General features: G+C 48.7%; 15 protein-coding genes. 4 read left to right on the plus strand and 11 right to left on the minus strand.

The annotated features are described in order from the left end of the window. Nucleotides 1–67 precede the first annotated feature (67 nt). Nucleotides 68–1,261 (plus strand): DUF4422 domain-containing protein, encoded by a 1,194-nt coding sequence (locus DWY05_RS00685; RefSeq protein WP_158558678.1) that lies wholly within the window; start codon nt 68–70, stop codon nt 1,259–1,261. A gap of 75 nt (nt 1,262–1,336) precedes the next feature. Then, nucleotides 1,337–3,736, plus strand: coding sequence for a glycosyltransferase (locus DWY05_RS00690; RefSeq protein WP_117820532.1), 2,400 nt, complete (start codon nt 1,337–1,339; stop codon nt 3,734–3,736). Nucleotides 3,737–3,814: 78 nt separating this feature from the next. Here DWY05_RS00690 and DWY05_RS00695 read toward each other — a convergent pair whose 3' ends face one another. The 10 genes from DWY05_RS00695 to DWY05_RS00740 all read right to left on the minus strand — a co-directional run bounded on the left by DWY05_RS00695 (nt 3,815) and on the right by DWY05_RS00740 (nt 17,231). Further along, nucleotides 3,815–5,998: a hypothetical protein gene (locus DWY05_RS00695; protein WP_117820531.1), complete on the minus strand. Its 2,184-nt coding sequence runs from the start codon at nt 5,996–5,998 to the stop codon at nt 3,815–3,817. Between the two features lie 26 nt (nt 5,999–6,024). Then, the gene (locus DWY05_RS00700) at nt 6,025–6,381 is read right to left on the minus strand and encodes a DUF2304 domain-containing protein (protein ID WP_117820530.1); all 357 of its coding nucleotides are present in this window, start codon (nt 6,379–6,381) and stop codon (nt 6,025–6,027) included. After that, the gene (locus tag DWY05_RS00705) at nt 6,381–7,091 is read right to left on the minus strand and encodes a glycosyltransferase family 2 protein (protein WP_233502336.1); all 711 of its coding nucleotides are present in this window, start codon (nt 7,089–7,091) and stop codon (nt 6,381–6,383) included. Before DWY05_RS00705 ends, DWY05_RS00700 begins: the two co-directional genes overlap by 1 nt. 26 nt (nt 7,092–7,117) lie before the next feature. Beyond that, nucleotides 7,118–8,377, minus strand: a complete 1,260-nt coding sequence (locus DWY05_RS00710) for a glycosyltransferase family 4 protein (protein WP_147335197.1) — start codon at nt 8,375–8,377, stop codon at nt 7,118–7,120. Beyond that, nucleotides 8,359–9,534, minus strand: a complete 1,176-nt coding sequence (gene wecB / locus DWY05_RS00715) for a non-hydrolyzing UDP-N-acetylglucosamine 2-epimerase (RefSeq protein WP_117820528.1) — start codon at nt 9,532–9,534, stop codon at nt 8,359–8,361. The genes DWY05_RS00710 and wecB overlap by 19 nt, the downstream gene beginning before the upstream one ends. Before the next feature lie 21 nt (nt 9,535–9,555). After that, nucleotides 9,556–10,620 (minus strand): glycosyltransferase, encoded by a 1,065-nt coding sequence (locus DWY05_RS00720; RefSeq protein WP_117820527.1) that lies wholly within the window; start codon nt 10,618–10,620, stop codon nt 9,556–9,558. Nucleotides 10,621–10,679: 59 nt separating this feature from the next. Continuing rightward, nucleotides 10,680–11,897, minus strand: a complete 1,218-nt coding sequence (locus DWY05_RS00725) for an NAD-dependent epimerase/dehydratase family protein (RefSeq protein WP_117837154.1) — start codon at nt 11,895–11,897, stop codon at nt 10,680–10,682. Between the two features lies 1 nt (nt 11,898). Continuing rightward, a complete protein-coding gene (locus DWY05_RS00730; protein WP_117837155.1) occupies nt 11,899–12,954 on the minus strand; it encodes a polysaccharide biosynthesis protein in 1,056 nt (351 codons plus the stop codon). Nucleotides 12,955–13,203: 249 nt separating this feature from the next. Next, the gene (locus DWY05_RS09870) at nt 13,204–14,406 is read right to left on the minus strand and encodes a lipopolysaccharide biosynthesis protein (protein ID WP_147335216.1); all 1,203 of its coding nucleotides are present in this window, start codon (nt 14,404–14,406) and stop codon (nt 13,204–13,206) included. Between the two features lie 44 nt (nt 14,407–14,450). Continuing rightward, on the minus strand, nt 14,451–17,231 hold the full coding sequence (locus tag DWY05_RS00740) for an N-acetylmuramoyl-L-alanine amidase (RefSeq protein WP_117837156.1): 2,781 nt from the start codon (nt 17,229–17,231) through the stop codon (nt 14,451–14,453). A 641-nt stretch (nt 17,232–17,872) separates the two neighbouring features. Here DWY05_RS00740 and DWY05_RS00750 point away from each other — a divergent pair. Together DWY05_RS00750 and DWY05_RS00755 are read left to right on the plus strand one after the other, a co-directional pair. After that, nucleotides 17,873–18,235 (plus strand): hypothetical protein, encoded by a 363-nt coding sequence (locus DWY05_RS00750; protein ID WP_117821335.1) that lies wholly within the window; start codon nt 17,873–17,875, stop codon nt 18,233–18,235. A 9-nt stretch (nt 18,236–18,244) separates the two neighbouring features. Continuing rightward, nucleotides 18,245–18,445 carry an ATP-binding protein gene (locus tag DWY05_RS00755; RefSeq protein WP_117821336.1) on the plus strand — a complete coding sequence of 67 codons (201 nt, stop codon included), beginning with the start codon at nt 18,245–18,247 and terminating at the stop codon, nt 18,443–18,445. A gap of 376 nt (nt 18,446–18,821) precedes the next feature. On the opposite strand, the gene DWY05_RS09875 is transcribed toward DWY05_RS00755, so the two are convergent. Next, on the minus strand, nt 18,822–20,153 hold the full coding sequence (locus tag DWY05_RS09875) for a hypothetical protein (protein WP_147335217.1): 1,332 nt from the start codon (nt 20,151–20,153) through the stop codon (nt 18,822–18,824). Between the last annotated feature and the right edge of the window lie 1,129 nt (nt 20,154–21,282).

Consider the following 21,282-nt stretch of genomic DNA (forward strand, 5'->3'; position numbering starts at 1 on the left):
AATATATGAGCGATACCCATTGAACAGGGCATCTAATTGCCTCGGCACGGAAAGAGCGTCAGGAACAGTGAAGATTTACATCGCAGCTCATAAGCACTTTGACATTGATGCACAGGCGCCTTACCAGCCGCTCTTCGTCGGGGCAAGCTCCATTCCAGCGGAAAATCGACAAGCTGGATGGCTGTACGACGATCAAGGCGATAATATTTCCCAGAAAAACAAGCACTACTGTGAGCTTACCGGCCTCTATTGGATATGGAAGAATTCTCCTGAGTCGATAGTTGGGCTCACGCATTATCGAAGGGCATTTGAGTCCCCCAACGACTCGAAGCAGATGCTCAGAGACTATGAAATTGAGAACATTCTTACTAAGTATGACTGTATTGTTGCAGCCAAAGAACCCTGCACAAGCTCAATCGGATGCAACTTAATCACTGTTGCTGAGCAATATAGAGTGATCCACTCTTCGACAGATCTGCTACAGGCAAGGGAAATCATCAGAACGAAATGCCCTGGCTACTTGGATGCTTTTGATGAAGCAATTTGTGAGGAGTGCTCTTTTTCACCATGCAATATGATTATTTGCAAAAAAGAGCTGATGGACCGATATTGTAAATGGCTTTTCAAAATCGAAAAAAAGCTTGAGAAGCGAATTGACTATATAAGTGGTCGCGATAGCTATCAACAAAGGATGCCTGGCTTTATCTCAGAACGACTATTCAATGTCTTCCTTAAAAAGGAAGACATAAGATGCTATGAATGCCACATCTTTAACCCAATAAATAAAGAGGCCCTTACGATCGATCAAAGCACGTGGCCTCAAAGGAGACCGCAACTTACATGCGCTTGCTCTACGAATGCCATATTTAACGGAGTAGACTATTCATCTGTATTTGATTATTCCTTTTATGTAAATCATTACGAGGATTTATTCGATAGATATAAAGACGACCCCCATGGAGCGCTGGAACATTTCATTGCAATCGGCATTAACGAACATCGAGTTGCGCATCCTCATTTTTCTATTGGCTCTCTTCTGAATGGAAATCCCGATTTAAGAAGCAAGTGCAGTGGGAATCTCGAAGCAACGCAAATGTATATAGCGAATCCTAAAGAGTATATGCATCCAATTGGGTATGAAAATATTCATCCGCTAGACGAGCAAAGCAATTCAACTATGGTCACATGGCATGAACGTCGAATTACAGCAGCGCGCATTCGATACCAAGAAAGAATAGAGAGGCTACCTGTACTGGGTTAATTCAATGTAAGAATAAACCCTAGATCAAAGTGAAATAGCACAGACATCTTCAGTGCAACAGAAAGGTAAATTGAAATGAAAATTAACATGGATTGTATTTGCCGTGGAAGCGGGAAGGTGTACGTTCTTCTAAAGAATGTTAAGACAGATGCATCAAATATTCAGGTGACAGCAGCAAAGAGCGACGGAACGACAATACCAAGCTCAATCTATCCATACGAGTCAAATAACAATCAATACGTCATAGTTCTTCCCGACCTCGGAACTGGTGATTGCGATATTCAGATTAATGATTTGAGTGCGCAATATATCTATGATGCCATTAAAATCAGCTTTGGCACGGCAAAATGGGCGTCAAGATTAAACTACAAAATTAAAAATGATTTGTCCCATTCCATAAGGAACTATGACGATAAGCATGACTTGGATGTAGCAAGCATGCGTTTTCACGAGTTTATCGAAGATGGAGATGAGGCCATTCTGCGTTGCTCTGTAAAACTTCCTCAGCGCGACAACAACATAATTGTTATCAACTGCTTCGATACCTCAATGAATCGCATTGAGATCGAGCCGATCACCACCGATGACATTACGATTCCGTTGTGGTTTGCCCCCAATAAAAAACGTCGCGAGATTCAATACTCGGTCCGAATCCCAAATAGCACAAATAGGCTAATCTTCACAATCGAAGACGACAACCATCCGAGCTTTAACAGCTTCGCTGTTGTGGACAATGAAGAGCTCGAAAAGCTGCGCATTTTAACCACGTCGAAGATGAAACCTATTTCGATTGATCCAACTGCATATCCAAAATGGCTTGAACAACACAAGGCAAGCTCGGCGATGCTCGAAAAACAATCGATGGTTACCTTCAAGAAAATGCCTTTGTTTAGCATCGTCGTTCCCCTATTCAACACACCCGATAATTTGTTCAGGGAAATGGTGGAATCAGTTCTTAAACAGAGTTATGCGAACTGGGAGCTTGTGCTGGTCAATGCAAGCCCAGATAACAGCACGCTTGTAGATATGATCGAAACCGCTAAGAATCAAGACGCTCGCATTAGGGTGATAGAGCTAGCGAACAATTCCGGCATTTCCAAAAACACTCTTGAGGGGACAAAAGCAGCGAATGGTGATTTTATTTGCTTCTTAGACCACGACGACACTCTCGAACCCTCGGCGCTTTATGAATATGCGCATGCGATAAATGCTGAAACCAATATCGATCTGATTTACTGCGACGAAGACAAGCTGTTTGCAAATGGCAGCTATGGTGATCCGTTCTTTAAGCCAGATTTAAGCATCGATTTGCTGCGAGGCGTTAATTATATTTGTCATTTTCTTGCAATCAGAAAAACATTATTCGATCGTCTAGAGTACGGTGACGAGCAGTACGATGGAGCCCAAGACCACGACTTGACGCTTAAAGCAATCGAATGCGCGCGGAACGTGGCGCACGTGGCTAAAATCCTGTACCACTGGAGAATTACCGAGAACTCAACTGCAGGCGACCCGAACTCAAAGCTATATGCATGGGATGCTGGTGTCAAAGCTGTACAGGCCCATTTGGACAGGCTTGACGTCGCAGCAAAGGTTTGCCGCGGAAACGACCCATTCACTTACAAAGTTACCTATGCAGTTCCAGATAGTCATCCACTTGTGTCAATCATTATTCCGACAAAGGACCATCCCTCTGTTCTCGACACCTGCATTAACTCGATCATAGAACGCTCAACATACGATAACTACGAAATCGTCATTATCGAAAACAACAGCGAGAACCCAGAAACATTCGAGTACTACTCCGAATTAGAGAAAAGGTATCCCGATACAATCCACATCGAATATTGGGATGCGGAATTTAATTTCTCAAAGTTGATGAATTTCGGCGCTAGCAAAGCGAAGGGCGACTACCTTCTCTTGTTAAACAACGATACAGAGGTTATAACTCCAAACTGGATTGAAAACATGTTGGGCATTTGTTCGAGAAAAGAAGTTGGCATTGTTGGCGCAAGACTTTTCTACAGCGACAATACTTTGCAGCATGCGGGCGTCGGTATCGGAGGAATTGGAGCCGGCCACCTTGGAAAAGACTACCCCAGAGGTAAATGGGGCTACTTCAATCTATGTGACCGCACGCAGGATTTAAGCGCAGTAACTGCAGCATGCCTCATGACTAAGAGAGCTGTATTCGACGAAGTCGGCGGCTTTAGAGAAGAACTGGCTGTTGCTTTTAATGATGTTGACTATTGCCTCAAAGTGAGAAGTCACAACTATCTTGTTGTATATACACCCGATACCGAGCTGTATCATTACGAGTCGTTATCACGAGGCTATGAAATTAGCAATGAAAAGAAAATGAGGTTCCATAGGGAATACTCACTGCTCAACTACCTATGGCCAGAGTATTACGTGAAGGGCGATCCGTATATAAATCGCAATATCGTCAGCGGGAATTTGTATTATCAAATTTAAAAAAGATTATGACGCTTTAATTCTGAGCAGGCAAAGGAAGAATAAAGGGTTGTGGGTTAAACCGACAACCCTTTATTCTTAATAGGTTAATTTATAAAGAAAGAACCCGTTTGCTGAACCTAATTGCGTGATTTGCAATTCAACAGATGAATACTCTGTCAAATCCCTACTAGACATAACATACTTCACATTAAGCTGCCTTAAATCATCTTCAGTCAAATTCACTGTGAAGAGATCATCCTGAGTGGAATTAAATGACGTAGATGGAGCAAATACATTAGCAACGATATGAGCATACCTGTTGTATGCATACTCGTTCTCGTTATTTTCATCGATAGAATTCCAACGCGCCAGATCAGGATAAGCATTGGTGGAGTTAATTACAGGCGCTCCATACGCAGCGCAAAGATTGGCAACTGTCCAAGAACCATCGACAACCCATTTATCTGAATAATCACTCTCTTCCACAAACTGATTAACGAGAGACTCTAAATTCGTATCTGTAAGCGGAGCCGCACCGATTTGAATTGGATTGATACAGAGACCTGGAATTACGCCGAAGCAAATCGCAAAAGCAACGAATAAACCGGTACATTTTTTACCAAGAATAAAGGAGCAAAACGAAAGGCACGAAAAAAGACAGAACAATATAAGCATCAACAGATATAGCATCCTTGCAACAAGATATTTCGCAGAAAGAAGAATGAAAATCTGGATTGCTGAACTCAGAATAAGACCGATTATTAAGATAATTGGCAAATAACCAATGGCGCTGCTATTCCCTTGGAATTCTTTAGCCTTTTCGACAGAAATCAAAAATAGGAGAAGTTCCAGGTAACCAATAGGAAACAATAGTCGCAGAACAGGAACGTTATACATTAAGGTCATTCGAGATAGAAATGACGGAAAACCAATAAATGCAAAGACTAGGAAAAACAATTGAAGTGCTGTAAGCACAGATAACTGCCAATCTCGCCTTTTAATAAAACAAAGCAAAGATGCAAGCGTTCCAAGAGGGAAGAAACAAAGAATGGTTGCAATTTCGCATTCATTTGAAACCAGCGGTGAATCAAAGGCATAAAAGAGTGGAATTGCATAGGAAAAAAGTTCAGAAAGTCCGCTTCCGCCAGTTTCAAAGCGCGCACCAGGATAAACGGTATTCATAACAGATGTCATTGCTTCGGAGGACTGGAAGAAGGAAAGGAATATTAGTCCCGCAGAGATCAACAGGCAGAACACTAAAACGAAAGTATCACTTAGTGACCATGCAAGAACTGAATGTTGATCGTTAGATTTTAAAGTTTGACAATACTCTATTGTTCTAAATACACCCATCAAGGCAAAAATGAAGAAAAATGGGACCATCCAAGCAGGGTACATGAGCATTATGTAACAACCACATAGCCATGCTATAGCAGCTATCGCAATAATCCTGATATTCCTTTTTTGAGTAAAGAGCGCCCTATCCAGCAACAAAACAAGGGCTTGGCCATAAAGAATCACCTCACCCGTGCCCCACCATTGAATAAGTGGCGAAAAACAAAGCAAGCATGAAAAGAGCAAGCTGAGCGGCTTTGACTTAATAATAAGAAAAGCACAATCAAAAGAGACGAGAACCATTAGACATAGTTTCGCGGACCAAGCGAACGCAAGGCCGAATTCAAAACCAAATAACAAATAGCCCCAAAGCACTGGTCTAAATAACGTGATTACGCTCCAGCAGGCAGCGCCATAAACCATCCGGACATCCGTTAAATCTCCTCTCAGGATTTCCGAAATTGGAGCATAGCCATTATGGGACTGAGAAAGTTGAAACAGGGTTCCAACTGAGAACTCATCACTTCGAAGGGACCTCGGTATACCCCAAAACGGAGTGCCAGCGTTTTCAGGGAGCATAATGCTCCACATGCCAAGCGATGATCCGCTGATTTTAAAAGCGATGGCAAGCATCGCAACAATCATACCGATTAACCATCGATATTTATACAAAAATTCGCTTTTGTACTCCACCAATTTGATTACAGAAATGACAAATACAATAGTCAATCCAGCAACAATTAGAACTGCCAAATCGTCATTAAGCATCGGGTTGGCAATTGTAAAGCCAACCGTGCCATAGAAAGCACTAATGTAATTAACAAACAAAGACAGATATATCAGTGCAAAAGATAACGGCAGGGCGAAAATTCCGGCACGGTAAAGGTGATGCAAGCCGCTGTAAACACGATGGTTTCGAGCTTCCGCTGCTAAATAGTTATTCATACAGTTAATCTAAACTCCATCTTTAATTAACCCTGCTGATTTCGCAAAACATCATTCTCATTTTCAAGTATCGCAATACGTTGAGTTAAGTTCTTGCAAGCCGTAACGAGTCTGCTAATCGCAATACTGAGAGATAGAGAAATCATCAATAAAAGTACCACGGCGACGAGAAAAGCAAAATTCGAAGGACTAATAAACCCGATACAGCCTGAAATTCGATAAATCAACTCCGGAAAGCAAACGCTTAATAGCGCCACCACGCACAGGCAGAGCCATAGTAACGAGTACTTTAAAAGTAGCTTTCCTTTGCCGACTAAGGAGACGACATAAAAGAAAAGGCCACTAAAAATTACGCCAGCGCCCACACGAATTATCATACTCATTAGTGAGCCGCCTTTCTATAAACAAAACAGGCCATGGAAATTGCAAGCGAAACTTTAATCATGTAATAAATTGAAGAAAAGCCAGAAATTGATGACACTCCGCCCTGTCTCTCGCGCATAAGTACGGGAACCTCAACCACTGAAAGACCAGTTTTTAATGCTGCGGCAATAGATTCAGGCTCAGGGTAATCGTCTGGGTAGTCCCTACAGAACAGGTCTATAGCCTTTTTTCCGCACGCGCGAAATCCAGAAGTAGGATCTTTAATCGTCTTTCCGGTAAATAATCTCAACCAACCAGAAAGCCATCGGATACCCACTCTCCTTAAAAATGTAGACTGAAAGCCTTCCGTGGGCACGGCAAATCTGGAACCGATGGTTAAATCGGCACCATCAATAATCGGCTCGATTAAATTCCCGATATAAGAAGGATCATGCTGACCGTCACCATCAACCTGGACATCAATGTCATAGCCATGCCTGAGCGCATATTTATGACCAGCCTGAACGGCACCACCGATGCCTAAATTTTGCGGAAGGTCGAGGACATTAAATCCATGCTGACGACAGATAGATAGAGTTTTATCGGTTGAACCATCATTTACAACAACATAATCATAGCCAGCTTCAACAACCGACGAAACAGTCTGAACAATATTGGCTTGCTCATTATAGGCAGGAATGATTACCAACACCCGCAACATGTCATCCATTAAAACCCCAACGATCCACATCGGACCTATATTGAAAATAGAACTTGCTTAATTTTATCCAAACAAACCAATCTCGAGAAATGCTCACGATAATAATTGAAGCCATTGGATCCCAAAGCTTCAATGGCGTCTTTATTCATTGAAGCAATTTTCACCATGTTGCTAGCAAGTGCGCTAGCATCTGAGGGATTAGAGACGAATCCGCATCTAGCAGAACGAACCGCATTGGCGCCTTCGCCACGCATTACAGCAAGTATTGGTTTCGAAGACGCCATGCAACTTGAAATTTTCGCCGGAATAGTAAGCTCTAACTCAGGATTGTCAGCAAATGGTGCAATCATTGCCGTTGCAATATCTGAATACATGGGCACAACTTCAGGATCTACGCGCCCAACAAACAAAATGGACTCGCTTAGTCCCTTATTTACAACGGTCTTCTGCAATTCCGCTCTGGACATGCCATCGCCAAGAATTAGCAGCTTCATCTCAACAGAACTATTTTTGATTGCATACGAAAATGCCTCAATAACTGTGTCAAGGCCCTGTGCGGGAGTTATTGATCCGGCAAAAAGGAAAACACACTGACTTCCAAATTGTGATCTCAGCTCCTGTGAAACACTCTTTTGTTCGTAAACCTCCTCACAGTGCTGAGGTATTACGCTTATCGAAATATCTGGATTCAAAGGTTTAATCCTATGAAATAAGTTGTCGGCCAAAGAGTCACTCAAGGCAATCAACTTATTACAGGCAGCATACTGCTTGTCGCAAAACGATTTGGCAAAAGCTCTCAGAAAGCTATTTTGGACATTTAAAACGGTGTACAAATTTTCGGGCCAAATATCCAAGACATAGGTGACAAGAGGACATTTATTTCGCCATGCAGCAAACCTTGCTGGAATTATCATCAAAATAGGACTTGTATTATAGCAAAATACAACGTCGTAATTGTTTTTGAGCCTTAACGCCTTGAAAGATGCAGTAATCGGCCAGCTAATAAAGTTCAGGAAAATGCGGGCCGAAGTATTACCCTTTCGGCGTATTTCACCAGACCGAAAGACAGACGCACCATGGTAATCATCGCAACGATGGCCACAATAACCATATCCTTCAGCCCATTCACCTGAAGGATAATTTGGAATACCGCAAAGGACATCAACGCTTGCACCGTCTTCAATAAAGCCTTCGACGATGTCGTTGACTCGAAAAGTCTCCGGATAAAAATGCTGCGTTACGACAAGTATTTTTTTACCAGCGCATGAGCTAGTCATTAAATGCTCTTCCTCCACACCATCTTGTCCACGACGCCGGTGTAGCTCTGGATGATCTTGACCACCTTGGTGGATACGGTCTCGTCGGCGTAGTCGGGAACGGGCGCCTCGGGCAGCGACCCCTCCGCGTCGAGCTCGACGGCGGTATGGACGGCCTGCAGCAGGCCCTTCTCGGAGATGCCGGCCAGCGTGAAGCAGGCCTTGTCCAGCGCCTCGGGGCGCTCGGTGGAGGTGCGGATGCACACCGCCGGGAACGGGCACCCGATAGAGGCGAAGAAGCTCGACTCCTCGGGCAGGGTGCCGGAGTCAGACACCACCGCGAAGGCGTTCATCTGCAGGCAGTTGTAGTCGTGGAAGCCCATGGGCTCGTGCATGCGCACGCGCGGGTCGAGCTGGAAGCCCGTGGCCTCCAGGCGCTTGCGCGAGCGAGGGTGGCAGGAGTACAGGATCGGCATGTCGTATCTCTCGGCCAGGGCGTTGATCGCGGTGAACAGGCGCGTGAAGTTCGCCTCGGTGTCGATGTTCTCCTCGCGGTGGGCGGACAGCAGCATGTAGCGCTTGGGCTCCAGGCCGAGCTCGGAGAGGATATCGGAGGCCTCGATCTTATCAAGGTTGGCGCGCAGGACCTCCGCCATGGGCGAGCCCGTGACGTAGGTGCGCTCGGGCGCGCAGCCGGTATCCCTGAGGTAGCGGCGCGCGTGCTCGGAGTAGGCAAGATTGACATCGGAGATCACGTCGACGATGCGGCGGTTGGTCTCCTCGGGCAGGCACTCGTCCTTGCAGCGGTTGCCGGCCTCCATATGGAAGATGGGGATGTGCAGGCGCTTGGCCGCGATGGCGGACAGGCAGCTGTTGGTGTCGCCCAGGATGAGCAGCGCGTCGGGTTGCACCTGCACCATGAGCCTGTAGCTTGCGGCGATGATGTTGCCCACGGTCTCGCCCAGGTCGGCGCCCACGGCGTCCAGGTAGACGTCGGGGTCGTCCAGCGACAGGTCGCGGAAGAAGATGCCGTTGAGCGTGTAGTCGTAGTTCTGCCCGGTGTGCGCCAGCAGGCAGTCGAAGTGGCGACGGCACTTCTTGATGACCTCGGACAGGCGGATGACCTCGGGGCGGGTGCCAACGATGATCAGCAGCTTCAGGCGACCGTCGTTATTAAAAGAAATATTGGAATTCATAGTTTTCCCTAAAAGCCGAGTCTAGTATTTAGCCAACAATAATGAGGCGGACAGCACGTCACCACATTCAACAAGTTTTGAATCGTCCCTATGCAAGGTCTCGGAGCATCCACCGACATCGTAACAAACGACCGGAACCCCACAAGCCTCAGCCTCAAGATTGACCGTAGGATAATTATCTTCGTATGTTGGATTGAATAGAACGGAGGCAGAACTATATAGTGAGGCCAACTCTATCTGAGAGTCGGTTCGCGGAATACCAACCACCCCCGGAGGTAGTTGCCTCATCTGCTTAGCACTCAGTCCAACCAAAACAATAGAATACTCGGACTTGTCAAGCTTATCCGCAAGGGCAAAAAAGTCTGAAAGACCCTTACGCTTGGACCATGGAGAGGCAACCCCTAAAATAATCTTCCTCGAATCAAGGCCGTATTTCTCCTTAACGCTAAAAACCTCACTATTGGATCGTGGCTTAAAAACGTTGAGATCAATCGTATTGTGTACAACCTCAATCGGATACTTTGATAAATAGCTACAAGCAACCAGTCCAGCCAGCCATTTAGAAGGGGTAATGATAGTCATTCGATTGGAAGGCAGCGAAGTGAAAATCGAACGTTTGGCCCCGTAGCTCCATTTACATGATGCAGAATTAATAGTTGGAGGATATCCCATAAGTTGAGGGCACCTCTTGGCGCCACATCCAGTTTTCCATTGATTGCAGCAAGAATAGGTGAAATAAGGGCAATGGCCGGTAAAAGCCCAGCAGTCGTGCAAAGTCCATACAACACGACAATCAGATTTCATCAACCATTTAAACAGTTTATCAATATTCAAATAGTAACCATGGAGGTTGTGCAAGTGAACCACGTCAGGATCGAACTCATCAAGACGATGAATCAACGCGTCGGTTTGCCTCACCGAATGAAAGCCTACCTTACCGTCAAGGAGAGTAAGACCAACGTCAAGTATAAAATTAGCCGGTGACCCAAAACAGTATTCACTGACACTGCTCGCAGGCCTTCTTCTGCCCCAGCAAGCAAGCGATTCGCACCCTTGATCAATAAGAGCAAGATGCTCCTTCATCATAATGCGCCCAGTGGATCCATTTGGAACGCTATTAATGTGAGCGTATCTGGTCAAAACCTCTAGACTTCCTCGTAGTAGGTGTCGGGGTCCTCGGGGTCGAAGGGCTCGTTGGCCCACATGACCGTCACGAGGTCCTCGGTGTCGGACAGGTTGGTGATGGAGTGCGTGTAGCCGGGGATCATCTCCACGGGGCGCATGTCGAGGCCCGAGACGACGTACTCGTCGACGGGGAACGGGTTGCCCTCGGCGTCCTCTCCCACCTTCCTGAGCTTGATCGACGCGGTGCCGGAGACCACCAGGAACCTCTCCCACTTGCTCATGTGCCAGTGGTTGCCCTTGGTGATGCCGGGCCTCGAGACGTTGATAGAGACCTGGCCGCGCTCAGGCGTGCGCAGGAACTCGGTGAACGATCCGCGCGCGTCCGTGTTGGGTCTGAGGTCGTAGGCGAAGTGCCCCGGCTCGTAATAGGAAAGGAACGTGCTCCAGAGCTTCTTGGAGAAGGAGCCCTTCGAAAGGTCGGGCACCGACAGGGTCTCGCGGCTGTCGCGGAAGCACCCGAGCAGGTAGACTATCTCGCCCAGAGACTTCACGTCGGTGTCGGGGACGCAGCAGAACCCGTCACCGTCGACGCGGTCGAGGCCCTCGTAGCCGCAGCGGTGCTCCTGTCCCAGCAGTGCGCCCAGCATCTCGTCGACCAGGTCGTCGATGTAGAGGAGCTCCAGCTCCACGGAGGGGTCGTTGACGGTGTAGGGGCGGCCGTTGGCGACGGCGTCGCAGAAGGTCGCCACGGCGGAGTTGTAGCGCGGGCGGCACCACTTGCCGTACAGGTTCGGGAAGCGGTAGATGAGCACCGGCGCGCCGGTCCTCTCGGAGTACTCGCGGAACAGGCCCTCCCCCGCCAGCTTGGACTCGCCGTATACGGAGCCCTCGAAGCGGCCCGACAGGCTCGCCTGCGCGGAGCTGGACAGCATGACGGGGCATTTGTTTCCGTGGCGCTCGAGGGTCTCGAGCAGTGTGGAGGCGAACCCGAAGTTGCCCTCCATGAACTCCGCCTGGTCCTTGGGGCGGTTGACGCCGGCCAGGTTGAAGACGAAGTCGGCGCGGGAGCAGTACCCGTCCAGCTCACCGGGCGTCGAGTCGACGTCGTACTCCATGACCTCGAGGGGGAGGAGTTGCTGGTATTTCGCGCGGCGGTCCTTGCCGTCGCGGACGTTCTTCAGCGCGCAGCAGAGGTTCCTGCCGACGAAGCCCCTGGCGCCGGTGACGAGGACGCGCACCCTACTGCACCGCCTCGTGCTCGCGGCCCTCCAGGGCCAGCTGCACGTACTCGGCGGTCTTGATCTTGGCGATGGTGCCGGCCACGTCGAGCCTCTCGGTGTTGTGGGAGGTGTAGGACTCGTCGGCCTGGGTCTCCACCTCGCCGTCCACGACGAACTTGTCGTAGTTCAGGTCGCGCGAGTCGCAGGCCACGCGGTAGTAGCCGCCCATGTCCTCGGCGCGCAGTCGCTCCTCACGGGTCATGAGGGTCTCGAACAGCTTCTCGCCGTGGCGGGTGCCGATGACCTGCGTGCCCACGCGGCCGAAGACCTCCTGGACGGCCTCGGCAAGGTCGCCGATGGTGGAGGCCGGCGCCTTCTGGATAAACAGGTCGCCGGGGTTGGCGTGCTCGAAGGCGAACTGCACCAGGTCGACGGCCTCGTCCAGGTTCATGAGGAAGCGGGTCATGTTGGGGTCGGTGACCGTCAGCGGCTCCCCTTTTCGGATGCGGTCGATGAACAGCGGGATGACGCTGCCGCGCGAGCACATGACGTTGCCGTAGCGGGTGCAGCAGATGGTGGTGCGGCCGGCGCCGTTGCGGGCGTTTGCGTAGATGATGGACTCCATCATGGCCTTGGACTTGCCCATGGCGTTGATGGGGTAGGCGGCCTTGTCGGTGGACAGGCACACGACGCGGTCAACGCCCTCGTCGATGGCGGCGTGCAGGACGTTGTCCGTGCCGATGACGTTGGTGCGCACGGCCTCCATGGGGAAGAACTCGCAGGAGGGCACCTGCTTGAGGGCGGCCGCGTGGAAGATGTAGTCCACGCCGTGCATGGCGTCGCGCACCGACTGGGCGTTGCGGACGTCGCCGATGAAGAAGCGCACCTTGGAGGCGAGCTCGGGGGACCTCTCCTGCAGGCGGTGGCGCATGTCGTCCTGCTTCTTCTCATCGCGCGAGAAAATGCGGATCTCGGCCAGGTCGGTGTTCATGAAGTGCTTGAGTACGGTGTTGCCGAACGAGCCGGTGCCGCCCGTGATCATGAGGGTCTTGTCCTTGAATACGCTATCGCACATTTCAAGCTCCAATTAAAATAATAAAGATGAATGAAACTTAAACAATTAATAAGTAAATACAAAGCTTACCGATACGTTTCTTATCCTAAACGAAAAGACGACTGGTGAGCATAAATTTGAATTAAAAAGCGTTTATACCTGCGCTAAAACTGATAACTCCCCCATTGGCGTTGAAGAAGTCATTGCAGGTAGATATAAAGCGTCAGCCGCTCACTTTTATATCTAAGAATTTAGCGAATCACTGATGCATTACTTCCGAATAATGCATGGAAGCATCGCGACACATCCGGCAAAATAAGCAAGCGAAATTGCAATACTTGTCCCGTTAGGTCCGAACGACTGAATCATTAAGCTGGAAAGAGGGACAACAACGATTAAAGCAACTAAATTACCAGCAAGATTACCAACCATCTTTCTTTTAACAATTGTCAGGTCGGAAAAGAAACCGATAAACGCCGTAAGCAGAGAGCTAATTACCGCACCGTATAGCAAAAAAGAATACTGATGAATTTGGTCACCGAAAAGTAGTCCCAAAAAGTAGTCGCCGCAGATAAAACAAGCGAACAAAATAAGAATACACAAGATAAGGGCGCCAAGAACGACCTTCGCCAACATGGTATTAAATGCTTTCTTATCCCCCGACCCACTAGCGCTCGCAAACGCGCCGAGCAAAGGGGCATAGGCATTAACAGCACCCGCCTGAACGATTGCCGCGGGAGAACAAACCGAGGAATAAACGCCCAACATTGAGGCCCCTAATGCAGCAGCAAGTTCTTGACGCGACACAGATGTAACTGCAGCGCAACAAAAAACCCCAACCGTAGCGGGAAGACACTTATAAAACAGTTCAGACATCGCCTTGAACCTAAAAGAAGGAACGATCGAATCGAAATTCGAAGACCAACGTACATCAACAACCATTACAGGGAGAGACACCGCAATCATTAGAACGATGCTCAATACAAGAGAATGTGAGATATACATTCCTGCGCAAAACGCAAGAAGTGACAAAATGCCTCTCAGCAGCATCGAAATGCCACAATAAATCATATTTCCTGCTTTTTGATCAATGCCGTGGAACACATCGACCATCACTTCTATTGACTTATATATGCAATAGAAGTAAACGGGGAGAAGGGAAGACTGCTGACAGGTAAAGAATGCATAAGGTAATACGAAAACAAACCCCAACACTATTGTGATTAGACGAAAACCAATGTATTCCCCCGAAGAATACTCACATGAAAGATCAGATACCTGAAAGGATCGAATCTTATATAAACCGATTGGAACAAATAGATTGCTGATTGTCATTGCCAAAGACAAATCACCCGCATAGCTAAAATCTGATGAAAAACGAACTACAGCAACTGTCGTTAACCACTGGCAAGCGAGGTATGCAACCGAGCCAACGGTATTCCATGTGATGTTTTTCTTTAAATTGTCAGTCAAATTAACCCAATCGATTTAAGATCTTTCAATCTACTATTTAAAGCCTAACCAATAACCTCTTTGGCGATTGCATCAATGCTTTCACCGTATCCAACGCCAGGCACGGCCCATTTGCCATTTAAATCAACAGTTCTCGGAGCACAGCCACGACTGACATATTTAAAGCGAGCATCAATACACGGATTGACCAATGACTCCGTTGAACCATACGCCTTTAAATGTTGAACCTGTGCCCGCAGTCCTTCACGAACAGATCCGAAGGTGTAGCCTGGGTTACCAGGTCCAGTGGCGCCAAGGCCTCCAAAATTGCACTGATTAGGCTGAACCAAATTACCAAACTTCAAATATCCCGTTTCTTTCATCACCTGTCCATATAAAACCTCAGGTGAGACACCCTCCGACTGAGCCTCTTCATATAGAATTTTGCAGAAATCTTTAATATTCGACGCTCCCCTATCCGTGTAAACGACTGAAGGGAATCCTTTTGAACCCACGGTCTTTGTGAAATGATCGGCGGCATCTAGATAGGTTGAATAGGCGGACGACATAATAAAACCTTCGTATCCAGTCATACTTGCGCCGTTACGCCCCTCCTTAATGCCACAATTTAAATAGTGGATGTAATAGCTCTTCAGGCTCATCCCGAAAGCCTTCCTCAGGTCCGCATAACGATTTCGATAGCCGTAAACGTCGAAGGACTCGTTACCGCGCCGGCCCTCGGCCATGCCGCAGCTGACGAAATGACGCAGAACGGCCGCATCGTCAACAAACTTGAGGCCGCCCTTGACAGTCGTAAAGGCATTCAGGACGTCGCCGTTGTTAGAGGTATAGAAGTCGAAATCGTAAACGGGGGAATAATCGGTACCGCCTTGCGAAACGACAGCGCCCGCGAGGGAATCGCATCCGGTAGCGATCCTCCCCTCAGCGCGGCCGCTGCTGAGGTAATGGCCGTATAGAGCGGTGAGGTTGGCACCGAACGCGCGACGAAGGTCGGGGTACCTGTTGTAATAACTCAGCACGTCGAAGGACTTGCTCCCGCGCCGGCCCTCGGCCATGCCGCAGCTGACGAAATGGCGTAGCACGGCAGCATCGTCAATCATTACAACGCCAGCGGGGCTTCGTTTAGAAAAAGCGCTGCGAATGTCTTCGTTATTCGATAGATAAAAAGAAGGGTCGTAGACAGAAGAATAATCAACGCCATTGATAGTCGTAGCGTATCCCTCAATCTTTGAGCATCCAGTCCCATGCCTTCCTTCTGCTTTTCCAGCTGTGACGAAATGTTCGTAGTACTTAACTAAATCAAAGCCAAAGGCAGCTCTTAAATCTGGATATTCATTAAAGTAGCTCTGTACGTCAAAAGTGGCAGAACCGCGCCTGCCTTCACTCATACCATAGTTAATAAAATGGTCTAGGGCTAAATCGCTATTTCCAGCCGTAGCCTTGGCAACGTCGGGATTATTCGACAAATAGTAATTAGCATCGAATACGGAAGAATAATCGAGCCAAGTTGACTTAGGAAATTGCGCAATAATCGCATCGGCATCGGCCTCGCCAAGACGCCTGCAGCCCTCATCGCTAAAATAATTCAACACGTCCCCCGCATTAGAAATAAAGCCATGCTCGATTAGAATGCCGGGAATACCCTGTTCGCGGGCGCAACGGATGACCGCAAACTCATCTCCGACCTCCATTTGGAATACACCGCGATAGCTGAGCCCCATAGAAGCGAGGTTGTTCATTACTTTATTCGCAAGCTCCACAGAAACTTGCGTGTAATCATATTCATTGGCAGTGGGGGCATATACCTCAGCGCCATGTGCAACAGGCGAACCGGAATTGATATGGAAACTAACAAAGGCCTGTGCGCCTTGGCTCACGCATCGTTGGACACGATGGAGGTAATCATTTCCGGAGTAGCCGCCGCTTTGCTCGCGAGCAAGAACGACTTTGAAACCATACGTCTCAAGCTTATTCTTGCAAGCAGCAACGATCTTCCAAGTTAGATCCGCCTCACTCTTACCATTTCCCTGTGCACCGGGATCAGTCCCGCCATGGCCGGCATCAAGGGCAATTACCCGAACGTTTTTTCGTGCCGAGCGCGCAGCATAAGTAGAAATGCCGTCCGGTGAATCGGCACACTCCAACGCCTGTTTAATTGATTGGGCCTCAACGGCATTGCCATCGCCGTCTGCATAGTAAACGGAAGTGCCCTCGGAATTAGCAGAGCCATCAACAACCGCAAAAGAATAATCCCTGTCAGAGAGATCAATCTCATGTTCAGCATCATCGCCTTGAAGGACATAGGTTATTGAAGTAAGAAAGTATGTATTGAACTCTAGCTTCGAGCCAAATGTAAATGCAGCAGAATTAACAGCCTGCGCTGAAGCGTCAACAGCTCCCTGAACTCCATTGGCGCTCACATAGTTTAGCGTTGCGGAAACAACAGTATCGCTGTCATTAGGAGTTGCAAACGCGACGACTTGGTCAGTCCCGCTAATAAGGTTCGGATAGGCAAGGTATATATATTGAAAAGAAGAATCCGTCGATTCGGCTTGCGGCTCAGCCAAAGAAGCATTTACACCGAAATCCTCATCAGCCGATTCGTCGACGTCCGCCGGCGACGATTGCTCAACAGCTATGTCTCCGTCGGCAGTGCCCTCGTCATGTGAAGCTACAGCCTCATCTGCGAACGCAGCATCTGATGTAATATCCACAGATCGCACGCTAGTCGCAGCATAAGCAGCGGCTACAGGACTCAACAAGGGTGAAATCGTCAAGAGAGCAGCTAAAGAAAACGCTGTTGAGACACGCAACGCCTTTTTCATATTGTATCCCCCATCAAAATAATGATACTAAGGGTAGATTATCTTACAATGTCCTCCGCATCGGAAGTCCAGTTGTCCAAAGCACGGGAATTGTTATAAAGGCAGATGGAAACCTGCCCCTATTAAAAGATAGCAAGCGTACTCAGCAAGCTTTTTTCGTCTCTAACAGTTTAGATAACAGGTGATGATTCGGGGACCGAAAGGTCCCCGAATGCTATGCTCTTCCCAGCCAAACAAAGAATCCGCCCGAGCGCCCACCCGGATCTTTGTTTGGCGACAATCCCTCCGGGTGGGCACTCGGGCGGATGGGACAGATCCATATGGGAAGAGCGAACCCATTCAGGGCGCTCGTGGCGGGCCTCACCGCCGACGAGTTCCTGCTGCTCAGAGAAGCCGTCGACAGGAGGCGCTGCCGCGACTAGGTCGGCGTCGGCACGCTGGCCGAGGCCGCAGCGACCTATCGGCCGGACCCGAAATGCCCGGGGTGCGGCGCACGAGGAATCTGGAGGGGCGGCTCCGCCGCGACCGGGGTCCCGAGGTGGCGCTGCCGATCCTGCGGCAGTAGGTTCAACTCCCTCACCGGGACCGTCCTCGAGCGCTGCCGAATGCCGCTCCTCGTCTGAGCCTCCTTCATCAGGCTCATGTGCCACAACGTCCCCGTCGAGCGCACGGCCGAGCTGTACGGCGTCAACTACAAGACCGCCTTCGAGCGGCGGCACCGCGCGCTCACCATGGTGTCCGGTTACCGGGACCGGATCGTGATGCGCAACACCGTCTGGGTCGACGAGACCTACATCAGCGACACCGACCTCTCCAAGGGCTACGGGCAGGCCCGCAAGCGCGGCCTCTCCCGCCAGAAGCTCTGCATCTGCGTCGCCATCGATATCCACAAGAACCCCGTCGAGGTCGTCTGCGGCCACGGGAAGCCCAGCTCGGCGCGCGTGAGGGATGCCATGAGCGGCAAGATAGCGCCGGGGTCGCTACTGATTCACGACCTCAAATGAGCCCACGGCGTGTCCTGCCGCTCGACGCGGGACGGCGCGAGGCCCCTCTTCCAGGTCTTCGCCGACGCCTACGAGAGACAGTCGGTGGTGATCACCACGAACCTGGAGTTCAGCAGGCGGGGATCGGTGTTCGGCGACGACCAGATGGCCGCCGTCATAGACCGCATCGTCCACCACGGGAGGCTCGTCCATTTCCGTGGGGAGTCCTAACGCGTGCGTCACGCCCTCATGCGGGAGGGGCAGGTGCTCAAAAAGGGCGCGCACGGCCGGCGCGCGCCCTGCTCAAATCCCGATGCCCTTTTTGCTCAAATCCTCTTGACGCAACACGCCAGATCCCCGCATCAGCTACGAGAATACCCGGGCAAACCAACGGCGGCACCCGATCCGCATTGAGAATATAGGAAGGTGCCTGGGGTCGCTCGTGTCAATCCTGATCTAGAAGATACAGTGAATACTAGACTCATCCATCCGCAACCGGCGGCATGGCCGTATCGAAATAATCGCCATCCAATCGAAACGAAATTCATATCTCAATACTAAGTTTGACCACAAAGACTATGAACCAAACGGGAATTTAAAGCGAAAGCTATACGCGCGAAGAATTATTATCAATGACCTCTTCGGCAACACATTTAACTAAAGGAATCTCATAGGAAAATGCGCGATCGTGCTTAAAAGGAATAAACGCACCGAAAGTTTGTTTTTTACTGTGAACAATCGCATTTCTTACTTTATAAATACGGGAAGCTATTAATCCGGCCACATTATCGGATTCCCAATCTATAACTGGAGCATCAGATTCAAATTCAACCCCATTGCTCGAATACCACGCAGGCCAATCGAAACGATAGCGACGTAGGGATTTCATTAACTGAGGCACATGGACACACGACTCAACCAAGTACTCAAGCTCACGTTTTTCATTTCCAAAACCAAGTTCGCTCTTATGGGATATTTCTTTTTCTAACTTACTAACAATCGAATACAGATACTGATCGTTGTATGCAAATTCAACCGACTGGAGCTCGTTTCTCAACAATTCGGTCGTCATTTTTCGATAGGCGGAATTAAAGTAAAATTCAACCGAATGATAGAAGGACAAAAACTGCAAATATGGGCTTCTCGAAGACACGCCAAGACAAAAATGATTGACAGCGCTCTCGTCAAATTTTACATCCGGAACACAATCAATTTCTAACTTCGTAACAAATAGCCTCCCATAACTTCCTTTTTCTAAAAACTCATCAAGCGATGAAATTAGCCTCAGCGGCCTATCTAAACAAGAGATGTACTTAAATTGGAAGGAAGCCGCTCGTTCACGAAGTTGTTTCGGTTTGCTAAACCCTTTGGTAGTTATTCGTAAGGAGAGAATACCTGTGATTTCAACAAAAGCAGATATCCAATCACCAACATTATGAGATACGGTTCTTCCATCGGTGATTGAATGCGATCTCAGGCGTCGCAAAAAAGGATTTCTGCCTCTGAAAGTATTGCCGTCAAAACAACCTTCATTTAATAACATTAATATAATACAAAAAATATATGTAACGCTCGCCGGCCCCATTCTAAATTCAGCAAAAGCATTTACCGACTTACATGAAATTTGATCTGTATAATGAGTTGCATATAATCCGGATATATCGACCATACACTCATAGTTCTTACGATTTGAAAACCATTCCATACCACGAAAATCAACAATGGCCTCAACCGCTTTATCATATTCGCGTTTCAAGTCGTCGTCATTTATAATAATTGTCTTCTCAACATCCGAAATCTCGGGGTCAAACTCTTCTTCAATTCGATAACTGAGATTTAAATGGCATGTCAAATCATCACTGGCATTATTTGGAGAGCTCTTGATTCCCATGATGAAGCAAAATACTTCTTTGAAAGAGACATAATCGACAATATCCATAAGATACCTCTTAACTTTTATGTGACACTTGTTCTCAATACTATATCTGTCAACAATTTTTAATGTCATGAATTCTCATTGCCGGCGCAACAGTCTTGACTAGAGAGAGGCCCACGCAACCCAATACAATAATGCATCCAACAAAACCAAATAGCGTAGGTGACCAAGAGCAAATGCAAGTTTTTACTAGAATCGCAAATCATTATCAGTAAATAGCCCTAAGGCTGACAGCTTTGCGATGTTTACAAGCTCACCGAGCCACCTATTTCTCAAAACAATCGCCGCGAGTCAAAAAGAACAAGCTGTTACGACTTGCCATCATGACTAATTTATTAGACGATTTTCGACAAACGAATCAAACGCGGCAAGTCGACCGTTACGAAAAAAGCACCAGGAACTCAACATAACGAGGGAACGACTTCACACTCGTATAATTCAACAGGCTCCTCAATCGAGTTTGAAAGTCCTCCTTAATCTCGCATCTGTTTCCGCTGCAAATAATCAAAAGCAACGGAAACAGTTTCGTAGACATAAATGGAAAATCTGATAGCCACAAAATCATCAGAGCCATGTTAATAGTTAATGAATGACCAACATAATGGGGCTTATAGGACAAAATGTGTGTCCACGTTGGGGGCATCGGCGCAGGTCGATGCCCCTTTTTCAGCCGTTTAAATTCCGTGCCCGCTTTAACCGCTCGGACAGAATGTGTGTCCGGTTGCCTATCGTTCTCGCAGGTAGATAACCTTTTCCGGAACCGTTAAATACCCTTTCGGAAGAGGTGCCCATGAAGGCCGTTTATTGCCCCTACTGCGGCGGTCGGACCAAGCGCAACGGCAGGACCTCATCGGGGTCCCAGCGGTGGAGGTGCACGGCCTGCGGCGCGTCGACGACGGTGAGGTACGACGACACGGCGACAAGGCTGGACGAGTTCCTCGGGTGGCTCCTCTCCAAGGACTCCCGAGCGGCGATGCCGGGCGGCGGGCGGTCCTTCAGGCGCAGGACGGCCGAGTTCTGGGAGGTCAGTCTCGTTCCCCGACGGCTACGGGGAGGCCGACCTCAGGTCGCTCGCCTTCATCGACGCGTGCCAGGACTTCGTCTTCCACCGGAAGACGGGCAGGGGCAAGAC

The organism is Collinsella sp. AF23-4AC, assembly GCF_003462685.1.
Taxonomy (GTDB): Bacteria; Actinomycetota; Coriobacteriia; order Coriobacteriales; family Coriobacteriaceae; genus Collinsella.

Coding starts and splice junctions, on each gene's coding strand:
- DWY05_RS00695 (WP_117820531.1), bottom strand. CDS start 5,998: ATGAATAACTATTTAGCAGCGGAAGCTCGAAACCATCGTGTTTACAGC.
- DWY05_RS00730 (WP_117837155.1), bottom strand. CDS start 12,954: ATGTGCGATAGCGTATTCAAGGACAAGACCCTCATGATCACGGGCGGC.
- DWY05_RS00690 (WP_117820532.1), top strand. CDS start 1,337: ATGAAAATTAACATGGATTGTATTTGCCGTGGAAGCGGGAAGGTGTAC.
- DWY05_RS00750 (WP_117821335.1), top strand. CDS start 17,873: ATGTGCCACAACGTCCCCGTCGAGCGCACGGCCGAGCTGTACGGCGTC.
- DWY05_RS00705 (WP_233502336.1), bottom strand. CDS start 7,091: ATGGATGACATGTTGCGGGTGTTGGTAATCATTCCTGCCTATAATGAG.
- DWY05_RS00740 (WP_117837156.1), bottom strand. CDS start 17,231: ATGAAAAAGGCGTTGCGTGTCTCAACAGCGTTTTCTTTAGCTGCTCTC.
- DWY05_RS00700 (WP_117820530.1), bottom strand. CDS start 6,381: ATGAGTATGATAATTCGTGTGGGCGCTGGCGTAATTTTTAGTGGCCTT.
- DWY05_RS09875 (WP_147335217.1), bottom strand. CDS start 20,153: ATGGATATTGTCGATTATGTCTCTTTCAAAGAAGTATTTTGCTTCATC.
- wecB (WP_117820528.1), bottom strand. CDS start 9,534: ATGAATTCCAATATTTCTTTTAATAACGACGGTCGCCTGAAGCTGCTG.
- DWY05_RS00720 (WP_117820527.1), bottom strand. CDS start 10,620: ATGATGAAGGAGCATCTTGCTCTTATTGATCAAGGGTGCGAATCGCTT.